Annotated in this window: 16 protein-coding genes; 13 read left to right on the forward strand and 3 right to left on the reverse strand. The window is 61.6% G+C overall.

The features are described 5' to 3' along the window. Positions 1 to 459: 459 nt before the first annotated feature. On the reverse strand, positions 460 to 1884 hold the full coding sequence (gene aspA, locus JMN22_RS00945) for an aspartate ammonia-lyase (protein ID WP_030139110.1): 1425 nt from the start codon (positions 1882 to 1884) through the stop codon (positions 460 to 462). 182 nt (positions 1885 to 2066) lie between these two features. Here aspA and JMN22_RS00950 point away from each other — a divergent pair, with 182 nt between their 5' ends. From JMN22_RS00950 to JMN22_RS00970, 5 genes are all read left to right on the forward strand, one after another. Then, positions 2067 to 2984, forward strand: a complete 918-nt coding sequence (locus JMN22_RS00950; RefSeq protein WP_198796183.1) for a LysR substrate-binding domain-containing protein — start codon at positions 2067 to 2069, stop codon at positions 2982 to 2984. Positions 2985 to 3315: 331 nt separating this feature from the next. After that, positions 3316 to 3807, forward strand: a complete 492-nt coding sequence (purE, locus tag JMN22_RS00955) for a 5-(carboxyamino)imidazole ribonucleotide mutase (RefSeq protein WP_003196369.1) — start codon at positions 3316 to 3318, stop codon at positions 3805 to 3807. A 12-nt stretch (positions 3808 to 3819) separates the two neighbouring features. Then, entirely contained in the window at positions 3820 to 4905 is a 1086-nt protein-coding gene (locus JMN22_RS00960) for a 5-(carboxyamino)imidazole ribonucleotide synthase (protein WP_198796184.1), read from the forward strand. 101 nt (positions 4906 to 5006) lie between these two features. Continuing rightward, positions 5007 to 5252, forward strand: a complete 246-nt coding sequence (locus tag JMN22_RS00965) for a GlsB/YeaQ/YmgE family stress response membrane protein (RefSeq protein WP_003187057.1) — start codon at positions 5007 to 5009, stop codon at positions 5250 to 5252. A gap of 89 nt (positions 5253 to 5341) precedes the next feature. Beyond that, a complete protein-coding gene (locus JMN22_RS00970; protein WP_030139124.1) occupies positions 5342 to 5878 on the forward strand; it encodes a DUF3299 domain-containing protein in 537 nt (178 codons plus the stop codon). 134 nt (positions 5879 to 6012) lie between these two features. Here the strand turns inward: JMN22_RS00970 and JMN22_RS00975 are convergent, their stop codons facing one another. Next, entirely contained in the window at positions 6013 to 6912 is a 900-nt protein-coding gene (locus JMN22_RS00975) for a D-hexose-6-phosphate mutarotase (RefSeq protein ID WP_030139125.1), read from the reverse strand. 57 nt (positions 6913 to 6969) lie between these two features. Next, positions 6970 to 7374, reverse strand: a complete 405-nt coding sequence (locus tag JMN22_RS00980; RefSeq protein ID WP_030139126.1) for an acyl-CoA thioesterase — start codon at positions 7372 to 7374, stop codon at positions 6970 to 6972. A 373-nt stretch (positions 7375 to 7747) separates the two neighbouring features. On the opposite strand from JMN22_RS00980, the gene JMN22_RS00985 reads away from it, so the two are divergent. The 8 genes from JMN22_RS00985 to JMN22_RS01020 all read left to right on the forward strand — a co-directional run bounded on the left by JMN22_RS00985 (position 7748) and on the right by JMN22_RS01020 (position 18525). Next, the gene (locus tag JMN22_RS00985) at positions 7748 to 9046 is read left to right on the forward strand and encodes an MFS transporter (protein ID WP_030139127.1); all 1299 of its coding nucleotides are present in this window, start codon (positions 7748 to 7750) and stop codon (positions 9044 to 9046) included. Between the two features lie 274 nt (positions 9047 to 9320). After that, positions 9321 to 10319 (forward strand): phosphate ABC transporter substrate-binding protein PstS, encoded by a 999-nt coding sequence (locus JMN22_RS00990; RefSeq protein ID WP_030139128.1) that lies wholly within the window; start codon positions 9321 to 9323, stop codon positions 10317 to 10319. Positions 10320 to 10725: 406 nt separating this feature from the next. Beyond that, positions 10726 to 12759, forward strand: a complete 2034-nt coding sequence (locus JMN22_RS00995; protein ID WP_187293308.1) for an ABC transporter permease subunit — start codon at positions 10726 to 10728, stop codon at positions 12757 to 12759. 15 nt (positions 12760 to 12774) lie between these two features. Then, the gene (pstA, locus tag JMN22_RS01000) at positions 12775 to 14445 is read left to right on the forward strand and encodes a phosphate ABC transporter permease PstA (RefSeq protein WP_030139130.1); all 1671 of its coding nucleotides are present in this window, start codon (positions 12775 to 12777) and stop codon (positions 14443 to 14445) included. Between the two features lie 168 nt (positions 14446 to 14613). After that, a complete protein-coding gene (gene pstB / locus JMN22_RS01005; RefSeq protein ID WP_030139131.1) occupies positions 14614 to 15447 on the forward strand; it encodes a phosphate ABC transporter ATP-binding protein PstB in 834 nt (277 codons plus the stop codon). Between the two features lie 74 nt (positions 15448 to 15521). Then, entirely contained in the window at positions 15522 to 16283 is a 762-nt protein-coding gene (phoU, locus tag JMN22_RS01010) for a phosphate signaling complex protein PhoU (protein ID WP_030139132.1), read from the forward strand. A 166-nt stretch (positions 16284 to 16449) separates the two neighbouring features. Next, positions 16450 to 17397, forward strand: a complete 948-nt coding sequence (locus JMN22_RS01015; protein WP_198796185.1) for a response regulator — start codon at positions 16450 to 16452, stop codon at positions 17395 to 17397. A gap of 231 nt (positions 17398 to 17628) precedes the next feature. Further along, entirely contained in the window at positions 17629 to 18525 is an 897-nt protein-coding gene (locus JMN22_RS01020) for a peptidoglycan DD-metalloendopeptidase family protein (protein ID WP_030139135.1), read from the forward strand. The last annotated feature ends 61 nt before the right edge of the window (positions 18526 to 18586 follow it).

The raw sequence follows: 18586 nt of genomic DNA on the forward strand, positions 1-18586 counted from the left end.
GCAATGATGGCCATTTGGAAACATCGTGTTACATCGGTCGGCGCGCGGCTCGACAGATTGGGGATGCTTCGTCCCGGTCCACTTCGCGGGTTTGTTATTAGTTCGGTTTTCGCATGTTGTTGAGGCCTCGTTGACGACGACCACTCATGCGAAGAGGGGCGGCACTATACCTATCAGTGCGACGCCCGTCTGCACAGTTGTGGTGCATGCGACGAAACGAACCCTTGTATCTCCTGGCCTTTCGGTCAGGTTCTTGCGGGAGAGAGCTGGCTCGCGATGGCGAGCGACGCGGGGTACAACGGCAGCGCGGCGCTGTTTATTGCCAGTCGGCTCGGTCCTACAGGTTCTGTCTTGCTTGCATCCTTCTGTTAAAAAAAAGGGCTTGGGGAACGAGTCCCCAAGCCCTCAAAAGGTGAGAGGTGTCTAGTCCCTCGACCTGGTGAGCGGTGGTCGCGTCGATCAAGCCTTCAGTGGGACCAGACGCGGGGCAATCATGTTTTCCGGGCGCAGGATGTCGTCGAGCATGGCGTCGTCAAGCAAGCCTTCTTCGCGCACCAGCTCCAGCACGCCGCGGCCGCTTTCCAGGGCAACACGGGCGATACGGGTGGCGTTTTCATAGCCGATGTATGGGTTCAGGGCGGTGACCAGGCCGATCGAGTGCTCGACCAGCTCACGGCAGCGCGCCTCGTTGGCGGTGATGCCGACGATGCAGTGCTCGCGCAGCATGTCCATGGCGCGTTGCAACAGGCGGATCGAGTCGAAGATCTTGAAGGCGATCAGCGGCTCCATCACGTTCAGTTGCAGTTGGCCGCCTTCGGCCGCCATGGTCAGGGCCAGGTCGTTGCCGATGATCTGGAACGCCACTTGGTTGACCGCTTCCGGGATCACCGGGTTGACCTTGCCAGGCATGATCGAGCTGCCTGGCTGGCGGGCCGGCAGGTTGATTTCGTTGATGCCGGTGCGTGGGCCGCTGGACAGCAGGCGCAGGTCGTTGCAGATCTTCGACAGCTTGACCGCGGTGCGCTTGAGCATGCCGGAGAACAGCACAAAGGCGCCCATGTCGGAGGTGGCTTCGATCAGGTCGGCGGCTGGCACCAGCGGTTGGCCGCTGATGGTCGCCAGGCGCTGTACGGCCAGGGCCTGGTAGCGCGGGTCGGCGTTGATGCCGGTGCCGATGGCGGTGCCGCCCAGGTTCACTTCGGTAAGCAGCTCAGGCGCCAGGGTTTTCAGGCGTGCCAGGTCTTCGCTCAGGGTGGTGGCGAAGGCGCGGAATTCCTGGCCGAGGGTCATCGGCACGGCGTCTTGCAGCTGGGTGCGGCCCATTTTCAGGACGTGGCTGAATTCTTCGCCCTTGGCGGCGAACGCCTGGATCAGGCTGTCGAGGCTGGCCAGCAACGCGTCGTGACCCAGCAGCAGACCCAGGCGGATCGCGGTCGGATAGGCGTCGTTGGTGGACTGCGCCATGTTCACGTCGTTGTTGGGATGCAGGTACTGGTATTCGCCCTTCTGGTGACCCATGGCCTCCAGCGCGATGTTGGCGATGACTTCGTTGGCATTCATGTTGGTCGACGTGCCGGCGCCGCCTTGGATCATGTCTACCACGAATTCTTCGTGGAAATCGCCGCGGATCAATCGTGCACAGGCTTCGCTGATCGCGGCATGCTTGGCTTCGCTGAGCTGGCCAAGTTCGCGGTTGGCGTCAGCGGCGGCTTGCTTGACCATTGCCAGACCGACCACCAGCTTGGGGTAATGCGAGATCGGGACACCGGAGAGACGAAAGTTATTGATCGCTCGCAGGGTCTGGATGCCGTAATACGCTTGCGCCGGTACTTCGAGTACGCCAAGCAGGTCTTTTTCTGTGCGGAATGATGCAGCGGAGGACATGATGGAAATCATCTCAATAAGGACCCGGTCTAGGCCGGAACGCTGTGAATCCTAGGCTTTCAGAAAAATTAGGGCCAATGCTGTTAAACACTGGCCTATGCATATTCGGCATAATGCCCGTGTGACGCCGACGACACGGCGAACGTGCGACCTGTTTTGGTGCGTCCTTCGGGAGGACGGTGATGAATTTAGAAAGCAAATGGCTGGAGGACTTCAGTGCCCTGGCCGCGACGCGCAGTTTTTCCCAGGCGGCCGAACGACGCTTTGTGACACAGCCCGCCTTCAGCCGGCGGATCCGTAGTCTGGAGGCGGCGCTGGGGCTGACGCTGGTCAATCGCTCGCGCACGCCGATCGAGCTGACCGCCGCAGGGCAACTGTTCCTGGTGACGGCGCGCACGGTGGTCGAGCAGTTGGGCGAGGTGCTGCGGCATCTGCATCATCTGGAGGGCGGGCAGGGCGAAGTCATCCAGGTGGCAGCCGCGCATTCACTGGCGCTGGGCTTCTTCCCGCGCTGGATCGCCCAGTTGCGCAACGACGGCATGAACATCGCCACGCGGCTGGTGGCGACCAACGTGGGCGATGCGGTACATGCCCTGCGCGAAGGCGGCTGTGACCTGATGCTGGCTTTCTATGATCCGGATTCGGCGATGCAGATGGACCCGGAGATTTTCCCGTCCTTGCATTTGGGCCAGACCGAAATGCTTCCGGTCTGTGCCGCCGACGCACAGGGCCGGCCATTGTTCGATCTGGAAGGCGAGGCCAGCGTGCCGCTGTTGGCCTACAGCGCCGGGGCCTTCCTCGGGCGTTCGGTCAATCAGTTGCTGCGCCAGCGCGCGCTGCGTTTTACCACGGTCTACGAGACCGCGATGGCCGACAGCCTGAAAAGCATGGCCCTGGAAGGCTTGGGCATCGCCTGGGTCCCTCACCTGAGTGTGCGCAACGAACTGGCCCGGGGCGAATTGGTGATCTGCGGCGGGGCGCAATGGCATGTCCCGCTGGAGATCCGCCTGTACCGCTGCGCCCTGGTGCGCAAGGCCAACGTGCGGTTGCTGTGGCGCAAGCTTGAGGGTGGCGTGGCGCAGGGTGTGGCCGGTTCTTGAAACCCATGCAGCCCCTTGTGGGAGCGAGCTTGCTCGCGATAGCGGCGTGTCAGCCAGTGTTGATTTGACTGACCTACCGCTATCGCGAGCAAGCTCGCTCCCACAGGGATCTGAGGCGTTTTTCTGCTGACCTGCGAGTCAATAAAACCGCCGCTTCGACGCAAATGACAGATGGTCGGCGAAAGTGCGTTTAATTTACCTTTTTCGGTATACTGCCCGGCCTTCGGTCGGTTAACCCGGCCATCATTCGTACAACAAGCCACGCCGGTTTCCCGCGTGGCTTGTTGTTTTTTGACGCGCCCGAGGGCGCCCAGAGAGAAGAGGCACGACGATGAGTGCACTGGTTGGCGTGATCATGGGCTCCAAGTCCGATTGGTCCACCCTTAGCCACACCGCCGATATGCTGGAAAAGCTCGGCATCCCTTACGAGGTGAAAGTGGTGTCCGCCCACCGTACCCCGGACCTGCTGTTCCAGTACGCCGAAGAAGCCGAGGCGCGCGGCATCGAAGTGATCATCGCCGGTGCCGGCGGCGCGGCCCATTTGCCAGGCATGTGTGCGGCCAAGACCCACCTGCCAGTGCTGGGCGTGCCGGTGCAATCCTCGATGCTCTCGGGTGTCGATTCGCTGCTGTCGATCGTGCAGATGCCAGCCGGCATCCCGGTCGCGACCCTGGCCATCGGCAAGGCCGGCGCGATCAACGCGGCCTTGCTGTCGGCGAGTATCCTGGGCGCCAAGCACCCACAGTTTCATACCGTGCTGAAAAAATTCCGCGCTGAGCAGACAGACAGCGTCCTGGACAATCCAGACCCACGCATTGCCTGAGGTTGTTGACGAATGAAGATCGGTGTAATCGGTGGCGGCCAGTTGGGTCGCATGTTGGCCCTGGCGGGAACCCCGCTGGGGATGAACTTCGCTTTCCTGGACCCGGCGCCGGACGCCTGTGCCGCTGCCCTGGGTGAACACCTTCGGGCCGACTACGGCGACCAGGATCACCTGCGCCAGTTGGCCGATGAAGTCGACCTGGTAACCTTCGAATTCGAAAGCGTCCCGGCCGAAACCGTTGCCTTCCTGTCCCAGTTCGTCCCGGTCTACCCGAGCGCCGAAGCCCTGCGCATCGCCCGCGACCGCTGGTTCGAAAAGAACATGTTCAAAGACCTGGGCATCCCGACGCCGGCCTTCGCCGACATCCAATCCCAGGCTGACCTTGACGCCGCTGTCGCGGCCATCGGCCTGCCGGCCGTGCTCAAGACCCGCACCCTGGGTTACGACGGCAAGGGCCAGAAGGTCTTGCGCAACCCTGAAGACGTCGCCGGCACCTTTGCCGAGCTGGGCAGCGTCGGTTGCCTGCTGGAGGGTTTCGTACCGTTCACCGGTGAAGTCTCGCTGATCGCCGTGCGCGCCCGCGACGGTGAAATCCGCTTCTACCCGCTGGTGCACAACACCCACAAGGACGGCATTCTCAAGCTGTCCGTCGCCAGTACCGACCATCCGCTGCAAGCCCTGGCCGAAGACTACTCCAGCCGGGTGCTCAAGCAGCTCGATTACGTCGGCGTCATGGCGTTCGAGTTCTTCGAAGTGGACGGCGGCCTCAAGGCCAACGAAATCGCCCCGCGCGTCCATAACTCCGGACACTGGACCACCGAAGGCGCCGAGTGCAGCCAGTTCGAAAACCACCTGCGGGCGGTGGCCGGGCTGCCGCTGGGTTCGACCTCCAAGGTCGGTGAAAGCGCGATGCTGAACTTCATCGGCAAAGTGCCGCACACCGAGAAAGTCCTGGCGATTGCCGACTGCCACCTGCACCACTATGGCAAGGCGTTCAAAGCCGGGCGCAAGGTTGGTCACGCCAACCTGCGTTGCGCCGATCGGGACACCCTGGCCCAGCAGATCATCAAGGTCGAGACGCTGATCGCCGAACAATAGTCTGCAACACCGGTGGAACCATTCATCGGCTAACCTCTCTCATGGCTAAGTGCCAAAACCTGATCAGGTTTTGGCTTTGCGTCTAATCAGAGGGGAATGCCATGGGAATCATCGGAACCATTTTTATCGGCTTGATCGTTGGCCTGCTCGCGCGCTTCCTGAAGCCTGGCGATGACAGCATGGGCTGGATCATGACCATCCTGCTCGGTATTGGCGGTTCGTTGGCAGCCACTTATGGCGGCCAGGCCCTGGGCATCTACCAGGCCGGTCAAGGCGCGGGTTTCATCGGTGCCCTGGTGGGTGCGATCGTGCTGCTGGTGATCTACGGCCTGATCAAAAGAAACTGATTAAACTTGATGAAGCCCTCTCTGCGCGGCGCACAGAGAGGGGCTAAACTGCCCGGCGTTTCATTCCTTACTCATTGCCGAGCCCATTCATGCGCCGTCTAGTGTTGACCCTTCTTTTGTTGGGCAGTGGCCTGGCCCACGCCGCCGAGCTGCCGGAAACCGACTGGCTCGAACTGATGCCCAAGTCGGACCAGAAAGCCCTCGAGGCCATGCCCGAAATCGATCACAACTCCCCCGAAGCCAACGGCACCTTCACTGAAAAGGGTGGCTTGAAGCAAAGCAAAGGCTTGCCGGCGGTGATGTATTCGACCAAGACCGTGGCGTCGATGAACGACAAGCACATCCGCATCGGTGGCTATCCGGTCCCCCTGGAAAGCGATGCCAAGGGCCGCAGCACGCTGTTTTTCCTGGTGCCTTACCCGGGTGCCTGCATCCACGTCCCGCCACCGCCGCCTAATCAATTGGTGCTGGTGCGCTATCCCAAGGGGCTGAAGCTGGACGACATCTACACGCCGCTGTGGGTGACGGGCACGTTGAAGATCGAGAAGGTCGATAACGACCTGGCGAGCGCAGCGTATGCGCTGGAGGCGGAGAAGGTGAGGGTGGTGCAGGAGGCGGATTTGTAACCGGCCCATTGACCCAACACAAAACCCAATGTGGGAGCGAGCTTGCTCGCGATGGCGGTGTGTCAGTCGACGCTGAGGGTGACTGTCAGCCCGCTATCGCGAGCAAGCTCGCTCCCACAATGGTTTTTGCGGTGTCAGAGCGGCTTGCTGCAGATGCTCACGCCCAGGGTATGGCTGGCGTCGGGCAACAGCGTCACCACGTCATCCATCACATTCGCCGTCTCGATGCACAACATGCGCTGCCAGCCGTCGTCGGCCATGTCGCTGAAGGCCTTGGCCCGTTCGGTCCAGGGATTCCAGATCACCGCCGAGCGTGAGCCGGTGCTGGTCAGTTGGATTCGGCGTTGCCAGTGCGGGTCAACGATGCTCAGTGTCGGCGGGGTATTGAGGTAGATGCGGTCGGTTTCGCCGGCAAAATGCAGGTCACCGGCCTGGGCGTGGGTCTTCCAATCGTCCAGGGTCTCGATGTAGCTCAAGCCATCCACCCCTTCGACCTGCACGTTGCGCACATCGCTGACAGCGAAATAGCTGTGCAACGCCTGGCTGAGGCTGACGGTTTCACTGCCACGGTTATGGCTGGTGAGGTGGATATGCAGTTGCTCGTTCATCACGATGGTCAACGTCAGGTCGACCTGATGGGGCCAACCCGACAGGCCGTTTTCAGGGTAGGGCAGGACGAATTCGATTTTCAGGCTTTCACCTTCGGCCTCGATGCCCCTCAATTCCCAATCCATCGCCCGCACCAGGCCGTGGGCCGTTGCAGGCTCGTTGCTGACGCGCATGGCCTGGACGCTGTCGGGGTTGCGGGTCAGGTTGCCGAACCACGGCCAGCACACCGGCACACCGGCGCGGATGCTCTTGCCGGCCTTGAAGGTGGCCTGGTCATTGAGCCAGATCAGCGGCGGCTGGCCGTCCACCTGATAACTGAGGATATGCGCGCCTTGCTGGGCCACCAGCAACTCGGCCTGACCGTGGCGGATGCGCCAACCGTTCAGTTCATCCAGTTTGACGGCTTCGACGTTGGGCGTAGGCATGTTGCAAATCTCGTTCAGGAACATGGACTGCAATGGACCGCAAAACGGTTGCCGCGTTTAACGGGCCCGTGGTGGAACCGAACGGGTACGACCGCTACCGTCGATGGCGACGAACACGAACACCGCTTCGGTGACCTTGCGCCATTCACTGGACAGCGGGTCGTCGCTCCACACCTCGACCATCATCTGGATCGAGCTGCGGCCGATTTCCAGCGCCTGGGTATAGAAGGACAACTGTGCGCCCACGGCCACCGGCACCAGGAACGCCATGCGATCAATCGCTACGGTCGCCACGCGCCCACCCGCCACCTTGCTGGCCATCGCGGTGCCGGCGAGGTCCATCTGGGACACCAGCCAGCCGCCGAAAATGTCGCCGAAGCCGTTGGTGTCACGGGGAAGTGCGGTGATTTGCAGGGCCAGGTCGCCTTGCGGAATTGGATCTTCTTGTTCGAGCTCTATCATGCCGGGGGTGCCTCTGACCCGTAACTCTGTCGTGTACTTCAGGTGAATAGCCGTCTTTGAAAAAAACGATTCAGCCCGAACATGCCTCGTTCGTCACGTTTTTCATAAAGGCGTGCCAAAGGGAAACTCTGCGAAACCGGCTGATTTGTACTACATCACCAACGACGTTTTCGCACAGCAACCCCTTACAGAGTGTCGCAAGGTTGCGAGTATATCGGGCGATAGACGTCGATACGACCATCGGGTTCTGATTTTGACTGTCAATTACGCGCCTCTATGTGCTTTTTCGAACAATTTGCTATCGTGCCGAACCGGCCCGGGCTCCCATCCGGTGTTGTCGGGCCGAGAACTGACTATAAGAGAAGCCCTTGCCATGACCACTGCGCCTTCGAGCACGGCGACGCCCGCACAACCCGCCCGTCCGCTGACCCGTAACGACTACAAGACCTTGTCGCTTTCTGCCCTCGGCGGCGCGCTGGAGTTCTACGATTTCATCATTTTCGTGTTCTTTGCCACCGTGGTCGGCAAACTGTTTTTCCCCGCCGAAATGCCTGAATGGCTGCGCCTGATGCAAACGTTTGGCATTTTTGCCGCCGGTTACCTGGCTCGCCCGTTGGGCGGAATCATCATGGCTCACTTCGGCGACCTGCTGGGGCGCAAGAAAATGTTCACCCTGAGCATTTTCATGATGGCCGTGCCGACGCTGATCATGGGCTTGCTGCCGACCTATGCACAGATCGGCATGTGGGCGCCGATCCTGCTGTTGCTGATGCGCGTGATCCAAGGCGCCGCGATTGGCGGCGAAGTACCGGGGGCTTGGGTATTCGTTTCCGAGCACGTTCCGGCGCGGCACATCGGCTACGCCTGCGGCACCCTGACCTGCGGCCTGACGGCGGGGATCCTGTTGGGTTCGTTGGTCGCTACCGCCATCAACAGCATTTATACGCCAGTGGAAGTGGCGGATTACGCCTGGCGGATTCCGTTCCTGCTGGGTGGTGTGTTCGGCCTGTTCTCGGTGTATCTGCGCCGCTGGTTGCACGAAACCCCGGTGTTCGCCGAGCTGCAACAGCGCAAGGCCCTGGCCGAAGAAGTGCCGCTGCGCGCCGTGCTGCGCGACCATCGTGGCGCCATCGCCATTTCGATGCTGCTGACCTGGCTGCTGTCGGCCGGCGTCATCGTGGTGATCCTGATGACGCCAACGGTGCTGCAGACCGTCTACCACTTCAGCCCGACCACGGCGTTGCAGGCCAATAGCCTGGCGATTGTGTTCCTGAGTCTTGGTTGTATCGGCGCCGGTGTATTGGCCGACCGCTTCGGCGCTGGCCGGGTGTTCGTCTTCGGCAGCGGCCTGCTGCTGATCACCTTCTGGACCTTCTACCACAGCCTGTTCGCCCACCCCGAGTGGCTGTTCCCGCTCTACGCCTTGAGTGGCTTGCTGGTGGGTACGATCGGCGCGGTGCCCTACGTCATGGTCAACGCCTTCCCGGCCGTGGTGCGCTTCAGTGGCTTGTCGTTTTCCTACAACCTGGCCTACGCAATCTTCGGTGGCTTGACCCCGATGGTGGTGACGTTGCTGTTGAAGGAGAGCCCGATGGGGCCGGCGTATTACGTGGCGATCATCTGCGGGATCGGGATGGTGATTGGTGGGTATCTCTGGAAGAAAGGGCGCTAAGCAGCGCAGAACAGCCTCTGTGGCGAGGGGATTTATCCCCGCTGGGTCGCGAAGCGGCCCCAACACTGCCAACTCAATCTATCTACCACATCGAGTTATCAGGTTTAAGGGGCTGCTGCGCAGCCCAGCGGGGATAAATCCCCTCGCCACAAGAATCATCTTGCAAAACTCAATACTGGCCTTTCATCCAATTGTCATATTTCAGCCATAGAGTGTTCACACGGCTTACCGATACTTGGCCGACTTAACACACCCTATCTGCTAGGAGTAAGGCATGAAACTGAAGCGTTTGATGGCGGCAATGACCTTTGTCGCTGCTGGCGTTGCGACTGCCAACGCGGTTGCCGCTGTTGACCCTGCGATCCCGAGCTACACCAAGACCACTGGTGTGTCGGGCAACCTCTCCAGCGTCGGCTCCGATACCCTGGCCAACCTGATGACCTTGTGGGCCGAGAACTACAAGAAAGAATACCCGAACGTAAACATCCAGATTCAGGCCGCCGGTTCCTCCACCGCGCCACCCGCACTCACCGAAGGCACCGCCAACCTGGGCCCGATGAGCCGCAAGATGAAGGATAACGAACTGCAGGCCTTCGAACAGAAGTACGGCTACAAGCCAACCGCTATCCCGGTTGCCGTGGACGCCCTGGCCGTGTTTGTGCACAAGGACAACCCGATCCAGCACCTGACTATGGAACAGGTTGACGCGATCTTCTCGTCCACTCGCCTGTGCGGCGCCAAGGCCGACGTGAAGACCTGGGGCGACCTGGGTGTGACCGGCGACCTGGCCAACAAGCCAGTGCAACTGTTTGGTCGTAACTCGGTGTCCGGCACCTACGGCTACTTCAAGGAAGAAGCCCTGTGCAAAGGTGACTACAAGCCAAACGTCAACGAACAACCAGGCTCGGCTTCGGTCGTGCAGTCGATCAGCTCTTCGCTGAACGGCATCGGTTACTCGGGCATCGGCTACAAGACCGCCAGCGTGAAGACCGTGGCCCTGGCCAAGAAAGGCAGCACCGAGTTCATCGAAGACAGCGAAGAGAACGCCCTGAACGGCAAATACCCGCTGTCGCGCTTCCTCTACGTGTACGTCAACAAGGCCCCGAACAAGCCTCTGGCGCCGCTGGAAGCTGAGTTCGTCAAGCTGATCCTGTCCAAGCAAGGCCAGGAAGTCGTGGTCAAGGACGGCTACATCCCGGTTCCAGCCAAAGTCGCCGCCAAGGCACTGGCTGACCTGGGTCTGCAAGAAGGCGGCAACGTCGCCAAGAAGTAACACCTGAACCCGGGCCGACGCCCGGGTTTCCTGTGGGAGTGATGCCTGCTCCCACAGCCCCAATTCCTGTCCGCTGCCGCTCACCGCTGGCGGCGGATTTGTTGCGTCACTGCATTGTCATCTTTCTGTCATACAGGATCGCTAGGGTGTGCGCATGAATGATCTGGCCAACTCCACAATGACTACGACTTCCCCTCCCAAGCGCATTGACTTCAATACGCCTGAGCTGCAACGCAAGCGCCGCATCCGCGCGCTCAAGGATCGCCTGACCCGCTGGTACGTGTTGGTCGGCGGCCTCGCCGTTCTCGCGGCCATTACCCTGATTTTCTTCTTCCTGGCCTATGTGGTGCTGCCGCTGTTCAAGGGCGCGGACCTGACCGCCAAGGATTCGATCACGCCTGCCTGGATGCAAGATGCCGGCAAACCGCTGATGATCTCCATCGAAGAGCAGAACCAGGTGGCCATGCGGGTTTCCGACAAGGGCCAGGCGCTGTTTTTCGACATCACCAGTGGCGCCGAACTGCGCCGCGTCGACCTGCCGATCCCGGCCGGCGCGAGCGTGACGTCCATTGGCGAAGACCAGCCCGGCAGCCCGCTCGTGGCGATCGGCCTGTCCAACGGCCAGGCCTTGGTGTTCCGTCACACCTATAAGGTGTCCTACCCGGACGGCAAGAAAACCATCTCGCCTGCCGTCGAATATCCTTATGGCGAGACGCCGATCGCGTTGAACGAGCAGGGCGCTGCGCTGGAACATGTCAGCCTCAACGCGACTGATTCGACCTTGTTGCTGGCCGGTTCCAGCGGTGCTCAACTGCAAGTGCTGTCGCTGACCAGCGAAGAAAACATGATGACCGGTGAAGTCACCAGCGAGCAGACGCGTATCGATCTGCCGCAAATGACCGAGCCGGTGAAGAACATCTTCGTCGATCCGCGCCAGCAATGGCTGTACGTGATCAACGGGCGTGCCCAGGCCGATGTGTTCAGCCTGCGGGACAAGAGTCTCAACGGTCGCTACAAGCTGCTCGAGAACGCCGATGCCCAAGTCACCGCGGCTACCCAGCTGGTGGGCGGTATCTCGCTGATCATTGGCGACTCCAAGGGCGGCCTGGCCCAGTGGTTCATGGCCCGCGACCCGGACGGCGAGCTGCGCTTCAAACAGATCCGTACCTTCCAGATGGGCAACACGCCCATCGTTGAAATCACCGCCGAGGAGCGTCGCAAAGGTTTCGTGGCCCTCGACGCCGCCGGCAAGCTCGGCGTGTTCCACAGCACCGCCCACCGCACCTTGCTGGTGGACCAGGTGGTCGATGGCCAGGGCCTGTTCGGCATGTCGCCACGGGCCAATCGCCTGATCGTGGAGCAGGGCGGCAAGCTGCAACCGCTGACGCTGGAAAACCCGCACCCGGAAGTCTCGTGGAGCGCGCTGTGGAGCAAGGTCTGGTACGAAAACTACGACGAGCCCAAGTACGTCTGGCAATCGACGGCTGCCAACACTGACTTCGAACCCAAGCTGAGCCTTTCACCGCTGACCTTCGGCACCCTGAAAGCCGCGTTCTACGCGATGCTGCTGGCCGCGCCGCTGGCGGTTGCCGCCGCGATCTACACCGCGTACTTCATGGCACCGGGCATGCGCCGCAAGGTCAAGCCGGTCATCGAACTGATGGAAGCCATGCCGACGGTGATCCTCGGCTTCTTCGCCGGCCTGTTCCTGGCGCCCTACGTTGAAGGGCACCTGCCGGGGATCTTCAGCCTGCTGATGTTGCTGCCGATTGGCATCCTGGTCGCCGGTTTCGTCTTCAGCCGCCTGCCGGAGTCCATTCGCCTGAAGGTGCCGGACGGTTGGGAAAGCGCCTTGCTGATCCCGGTGATCCTGTTCGTGGGCTGGCTCTCGCTGTACATGAGCCCGTACATGGAAGCCTGGTTCTTCGGCGGCGACATGCGCATGTGGATCTCCCATGACCTGGGCATCACCTACGACCAGCGCAACGCCCTGGTGGTGGGCCTGGCGATGGGCTTCGCGGTGATCCCGAACATCTACTCCATTGCCGAAGACGCCGTGTTCAGCGTGCCGCGCGGCTTGACCCTGGGTTCGTTGGCCCTCGGTGCCACGCCGTGGCAGACCATGACTCGCGTGGTGATCCTCACCGCCAGCCCGGGCATCTTCTCGGCGCTGATGATCGGCATGGGCCGCGCGGTGGGCGAGACGATGATCGTGCTGATGGCCACCGGCAACACCCCGGTCATGGAAATGAACCTGTTCGAAGGCCTGCGCACCCTGGCGGCCAACGTGGCGGTGGAAATGCCTGAGTCGGAGGTCGGCGGCAGCCATTACCGCGTGCTGTTCCTGTCGGCCCTGGTGCTGTTGCTGTTCACCTTCGTCATGAACACCCTCGCCGAGCTGATCCGTCAGCGTCTGCGCAAGAAATATTCGTCGCTTTAAGAAAGGTAGAAGTCTGTGAAACAGAACTCCCTGAAAGGATGGTTCAAGAGCGGCGCCCCCGGCGTCTGGATCAGCGGCGGCGCGGTGTCCATCGCGGTCATCATGACCATTGGCCTGCTGGCGGTGATTGCCGTGCGCGGCCTGGGCCACTTCTGGCCGGCGGACCTGATCCACGCCAGCTACACCGTGCCGGGCATGCCTGCGCAATTGGTCGTCGGCGAAGTCGTGCAGAAAGAAGAAGTGCCTCGCGAGCGCCTGAAAAGCGCCGGCCTGCCGGTGCCGGACGAAGGCCCGGAGTTCATGACCCGCGAACTGGTCAAGGTCGGCAACCGTGACCTCAACGGCACCGACTTCACTTGGATCGTCGGTGACTGGCTGAAAAACCAGACCACGCCGCCCGAGCTGATGGCCATCGAGCGTCGCGAATGGGGCAATTTCTACGGCTACCTGGTCAACGTCAAGGAAGAAGGCAAGGTCGTAGCCGAAGGCGAAGCAGCCTGGCCGCAATTGCAGGCGCGTATCGAGCGCGTCAACAAGCTCGCCGACGAGCTCAAGACCCTGGAGAAGGTCGACATCGGTGCGATCAACGCCGGTCTCGAACGCATCCGCCTGCACGGCCGCAAGCTGGAACTGGACGGCAAGCTCGACGCCGCCGCCCAGGCCGACCTGGAAAGTGAACGCGCTGAACTCAATGCCCGCTACAAGGACATCGAAGCGCGCCTGGCCGACCTGCATGCGCAGTTCAACCGCGACAGCCTGACGGCCCGTGATGCCAACGGCAAAGAAGTGGAAATCGAAATCGGCAAAGTGGTGCACGCCTACCAGCCAAACGGCATGGGCACGTTCACCAAGATGGGTTTCTATTTCAGCAAGGTCTGGGAATTCCTCAGCGACGATCCCCGTGAAGCCAACACCGAAGGTGGCATCTTCCCGGCGATTTTCGGCACGGTGATGATGACCTTGATCATGGCGATGATCGTCACGCCGTTCGGTGTGCTGGCGGCGGTCTACCTCCGTGAATATGCCCGCCAAGGCCCGATGACCCGACTGATCCGCATCGCGGTGAACAACCTCGCGGGCGTTCCGGCGATTGTCTACGGCGTGTTCGGCCTGGGCTTCTTCGTCTACGTGCTGGGCGGCTCGGTTGACCGGCTGTTCTTCCCCGAAGCCTTGCCGGCGCCGACCTTCGGTACGCCGGGCCTGCTTTGGGCGTCCCTGACCCTGGCGTTGCTGGCGGTGCCAGTGGTGATCGTCGCCACCGAGGAAGGCCTGGCGCGGATTCCTCGGACCGTACGCGAAGGCTCCCTGGCCCTTGGCGCGACCAAGGCCGAGACCCTGTGGAAAATCGTCCTGCCGATGGCGAGCCCGGCGATGATGACGGGCATGATCCTCGCCGTGGCTCGTGCCGCGGGTGAAGTGGCGCCGTTGATGCTGGTGGGCGTGGTGAAACTGGCGCCGTCGCTGCCGCTGGATGGCAACTATCCGTACCTGCACCTGGACCAGAAAATCATGCACCTGGGCTTCCACATCTACGACGTCGGCTTCCAGAGCCCGAACGTCGAGGCAGCCCGGCCGCTGGTCTACGCCACGGCGCTGCTGCTGGTGCTGGTGATCGCGACCTTGAACCTGTCGGCGGTGTGGATCCGTAACCACCTGCGCGAGAAATACAAAGCACTGGATAGTTGATGATCGACGCGGACCTTGTGGGAGCGAGCTTGCTCGCGAAGCTTCTGGCGGCCTCGATGGCCCCATCGCGAGCAAGCTCGCTCCCACACTGATCGGCGTTCACTGGAATTTCATTGGGCCGCCAGAAAAGGCGTTCCGAACCGAATTTGTTAGCACAGGGAGCCTCCCATGCAACACGAAGCACACACTCACGGCATCAACATGTCGGCCCTGGGCCGCGACAAGCAGAGCCTGGACCTGGCCCAGGAAACCGTCGCCATCGAAGTGCCCGGCCTGAACCTGTTCTACGGTCAGAAGCAGGCGCTGTACGACGTCAGCCTGAACATCCCGAAACAACGCGTCACCGCGTTCATCGGCCCGTCGGGCTGCGGCAAGTCGACTTTGCTGCGCACCTTCAACCGCATGAACGACCTGGTGGACGGCTGCCGCGTCGAAGGTGAAATCAACCTCTACGGCAACAACATCTACCGCAAGGGCGAAGACGTCGCCGAGCTGCGTCGCCGCGTGGGCATGGTGTTCCAGAAGCCCAACCCGTTCCCGAAGACCATCTACGAAAACGTGGTCTACGGCCTGCGCATCCAGGGTATCAACAAGAAGCGCATCCTCGATGAAGCCGTGGAATGGGCCCTCAAGGGCGCGGCGCTGTGGGACGAGGTCAAGGATCGTCTGCACGACTCGGCGCTGGGCTTGTCCGGCGGCCAGCAGCAACGCCTGGTCATCGCCCGCACCATCGCCGTGGAGCCGGAAGTCCTGTTGCTCGACGAACCCTGCTCGGCCCTCGACCCGATCTCGACGCTGAAGGTTGAAGAACTGATCTACGAGCTCAAGTCCAAGTTCACCATCGTCATCGTGACCCACAACATGCAGCAGGCGGCGCGGGTGTCCGACTACACCGCGTTCATGTACATGGGCAAACTGGTGGAGTTCGGCGACACCGATACCCTGTTCACCAATCCGGCAATGAAGCAGACCGAAGACTACATCACCGGTCGTTACGGCTAGGAAGCCGTTGTTGCTCATTGTGAATCTACGCTGCGGTCCGCCGCACCTTACCGGACGCTCCAAGGACGCCAAAGATGATTAGTAAAGAAGGCCTTACCCACCACATTTCCGCACAGTTCAACGCCGAGCTGGAAGAAGTGCGCAGTCACTTGCTGGCCATGGGCGGGCTGGTGGAAAAGCAGGTCAACGACGCGGTAACCGCGCTGATCGAGGCCGACTCCGGCCTGGCCCAGCAAGTGCGCGAGATCGACGACCAGATCAACCAGATGGAACGCAACATCGACGAAGAGTGCCTGCGCATCCTGGCCCGTCGCCAGCCGGCCGCTTCCGACCTGCGCCTGATCATCAGCATCTCCAAGTCGGTGATCGACCTGGAGCGGATCGGCGACGAAGCCACCAAGATCGCCCGTCGCGCCATCCAATTGTGCGAAGAAGGCGAAGCGCCGCGCGGTTACGTCGAGGTTCGCCACATTGGTGACCAGGTGCGCAACATGGTTCGTGACGCACTGGACGCCTTTGCCCGTTTCGACGCCGACCTGGCGCTGTCGGTGGCCCAGTACGACAAGATCATCGACCGGGAGTACAAGACTGCCCTGCGTGAGCTGGCGACCTACATGATGGAAGATCCACGCTCCATCTCGCGGGTGTTGAGCATTATCTGGGTGCTGCGTTCCCTGGAGCGTATCGGCGATCATGCACGCAACATCTCGGAACTGGTGATCTACTTGGTGCGTGGTACCGACGTGCGGCACATGGGCCTCAAGCGGATGAAGGAAGAAGTGGAGGGCACCCCGTCCGAAACCGCTAATGTTCCCGGTGAAACTGACGATAAGTAAGATTGCCAAGAAAAGCGCCCGGCCTTCTGGTCGGGCTTTTTTTTGCGGTTTTTTTAATCGAAAGCAGCACCCCGTGAACGAAAAGTCCCGGCGTGACTGAAGGTTTTTGGCAATGTGCCATCAGTAAAGCGGTATGCTTGCCGGGATTTTTTAGAGGTGTATCTGGATGAGTAAGGTCAGTGTGTTGGTCGTGGACGATGCTTCGTTCATTCGTGACTTGGTGAAGAAGTGCCTGCGCAACTACTTCCCAGGCATCCGCATCGAAGACGCGGTGAACGGCAAGAAAGCCCAGGCCCTGCTGGCCCGTGAAGCGTTCGACCTGGTGCTGTGCGACTGGGAAATGCCAGAGATGTCGGGCCTGGAGCTGTTGACCTGGTGTCGCCAGCAGGACAACCTCAAGGGCATGCCGTTCGTCATGGTCACCAGCCGTGGTGACAAGGAAAACGTGGTCCAGGCGATCCAGGCCGGCGTTTCCGGCTACGTCAGCAAACCGTTCACCAACGAACAATTGCTGACCAAGGTCAAGCAGGCCCTGAACAAGGTGGGCAAGCTCGACACCTTGATGAACAGCGCCCCGACCAAGATGAACTCGGCATTTGGCAACGATTCGCTCAGTGCCCTGACCGGTGGCAAGGCCGCTCCGGCCGCCGCCGCAGCGCCAGCCGCGAACCCGTTTGCCAAGCCCGCTGCCCCGGCCGCCGCGCCTGCACCGGCTGCCGCCCGTGGCCTGCTCAACAGCCCGCCCGTCAAGGCACCTGCCGCGTCCGCGCCGACCAGCAATCGTGGGCAAGGCCAGTTGCGTCTGTCCAGTGGCACCCAGCAATGCGTGATCAAGGCCCTGAGCCTCAAGGAAGCGCTGCTGGTGGTCAAGCGCACCGACACCCTGCCACAAGTACTGGAAAGCTCGGTGCTGGACATGGAGCAGGGCGACAACGCCGAGACCGCTCGTCTGAACGGCTACCTGCACGCCATCGTCGCCCACGAGCAGACGCCGGACAGCGAATGGCTGCAACTGACCTTCCGCTTCGTCGACAAGGATCCGCAGAAACTCGACTACATCTCGCGCCTGATCGCCCGCGGCACCGCGCAGAAACACTTCGTACCGGGTGCCTGATTCGGCGGCGCCCTTGAGTCCGCTATCGCGAGCAAGCTCGCTCCCACAGTTGATCCAGTGAGCGCTGAAGATCCTTGTGGGGGCGCGCTTGCTCCGGGCGGCGATCCGACGATGGGGCCATCAGCTCCAACACCGACCGCTGATCCAATTTTGAAACATCTGCCGACTACGCTGGTCCATCCCAGCTGCTAGGCTGCTTTGCAGGCCTTCATTTCGACAGAATTCTTGCCCATGCTCGTGCCGTTGCTGTTCGCCTGTGGTCTCGTCCTGGCCGCCACCCCGGCCCTGGCCATGACCATCTACAAATCCACCGATGCCAATGGTGTGGTCTCCTATAGCGACCGCCCCAGCAAGGGTTCGCAGGTGTTCGTGTTCCGCGATCGCATGGTCGAGCGCCTCGAGCGCCAGGTGTTCCTCGACATCCAGAAACAGAAGGGCGCGGACGCGGTGTACGTGCGCAACGACCTGTACGCCCCTGTGGAGATCGAGCTGAGTTTTGCCGGGCTGCGTAACGTGAGCGGGGCGCCGAGCCGGCCGATTCGTCGGGTGCTGCCGGCGCGCAGCAACCTGCGCCTGGCGCTGCTGACGGCGACGCGACCGGGAAGGCCGCTGGCGTATACCCCAAGGTTCGAATACTCCCTGGGCGACCCGGCAGGCGCCGCGCAGGCCTATCAATATCCGTTGCCGTGGCGTGGCGGGCCGTTTCGGCTGAGCCAGGGCGCCAACGGTCAATACAGCCACTACGGTCCGAAGAACCGCTACGCCATGGACATCGCCATGCCCGAAGGCACGCCGATCATCGCGGCGCGGGGTGGCGTGGTGGTCAAGACCGAGAACGAGCAGACCGGGCGTGGCACCGATCCCTCCGGCAACTTCGTGCGCGTGCTGCACGATGACGGGACCATGGGCGTCTATCTGCACCTGCAGAAGGGCTCGGTGAGCGTCAGGGAAGGGCAACGGGTCATGGTGGGCACGCCGTTGGCGCTGTCGGGCAACACCGGCAACAGCTCCGGCCCGCACCTGCACTTCGTGGTGCAGCGCAACACCGGGCTGGGTTTGGTGTCGATTCCCTACCAGTTCAACCAACCGGTGGGCGAGTTGCCCAACTTTGCGTTGGGCAAGCAGTAGCACTGGATATTCGAGGGGCTTTTTGTGGCGAGGGGATTTATCCCCGCTGGGCTGCGAAGCG

It is taken from the genome of Pseudomonas sp. HB05 (assembly GCF_016756915.1).
In the GTDB taxonomy this organism is placed as follows: domain Bacteria; phylum Pseudomonadota; class Gammaproteobacteria; order Pseudomonadales; family Pseudomonadaceae; genus Aquipseudomonas; species Aquipseudomonas alvandae.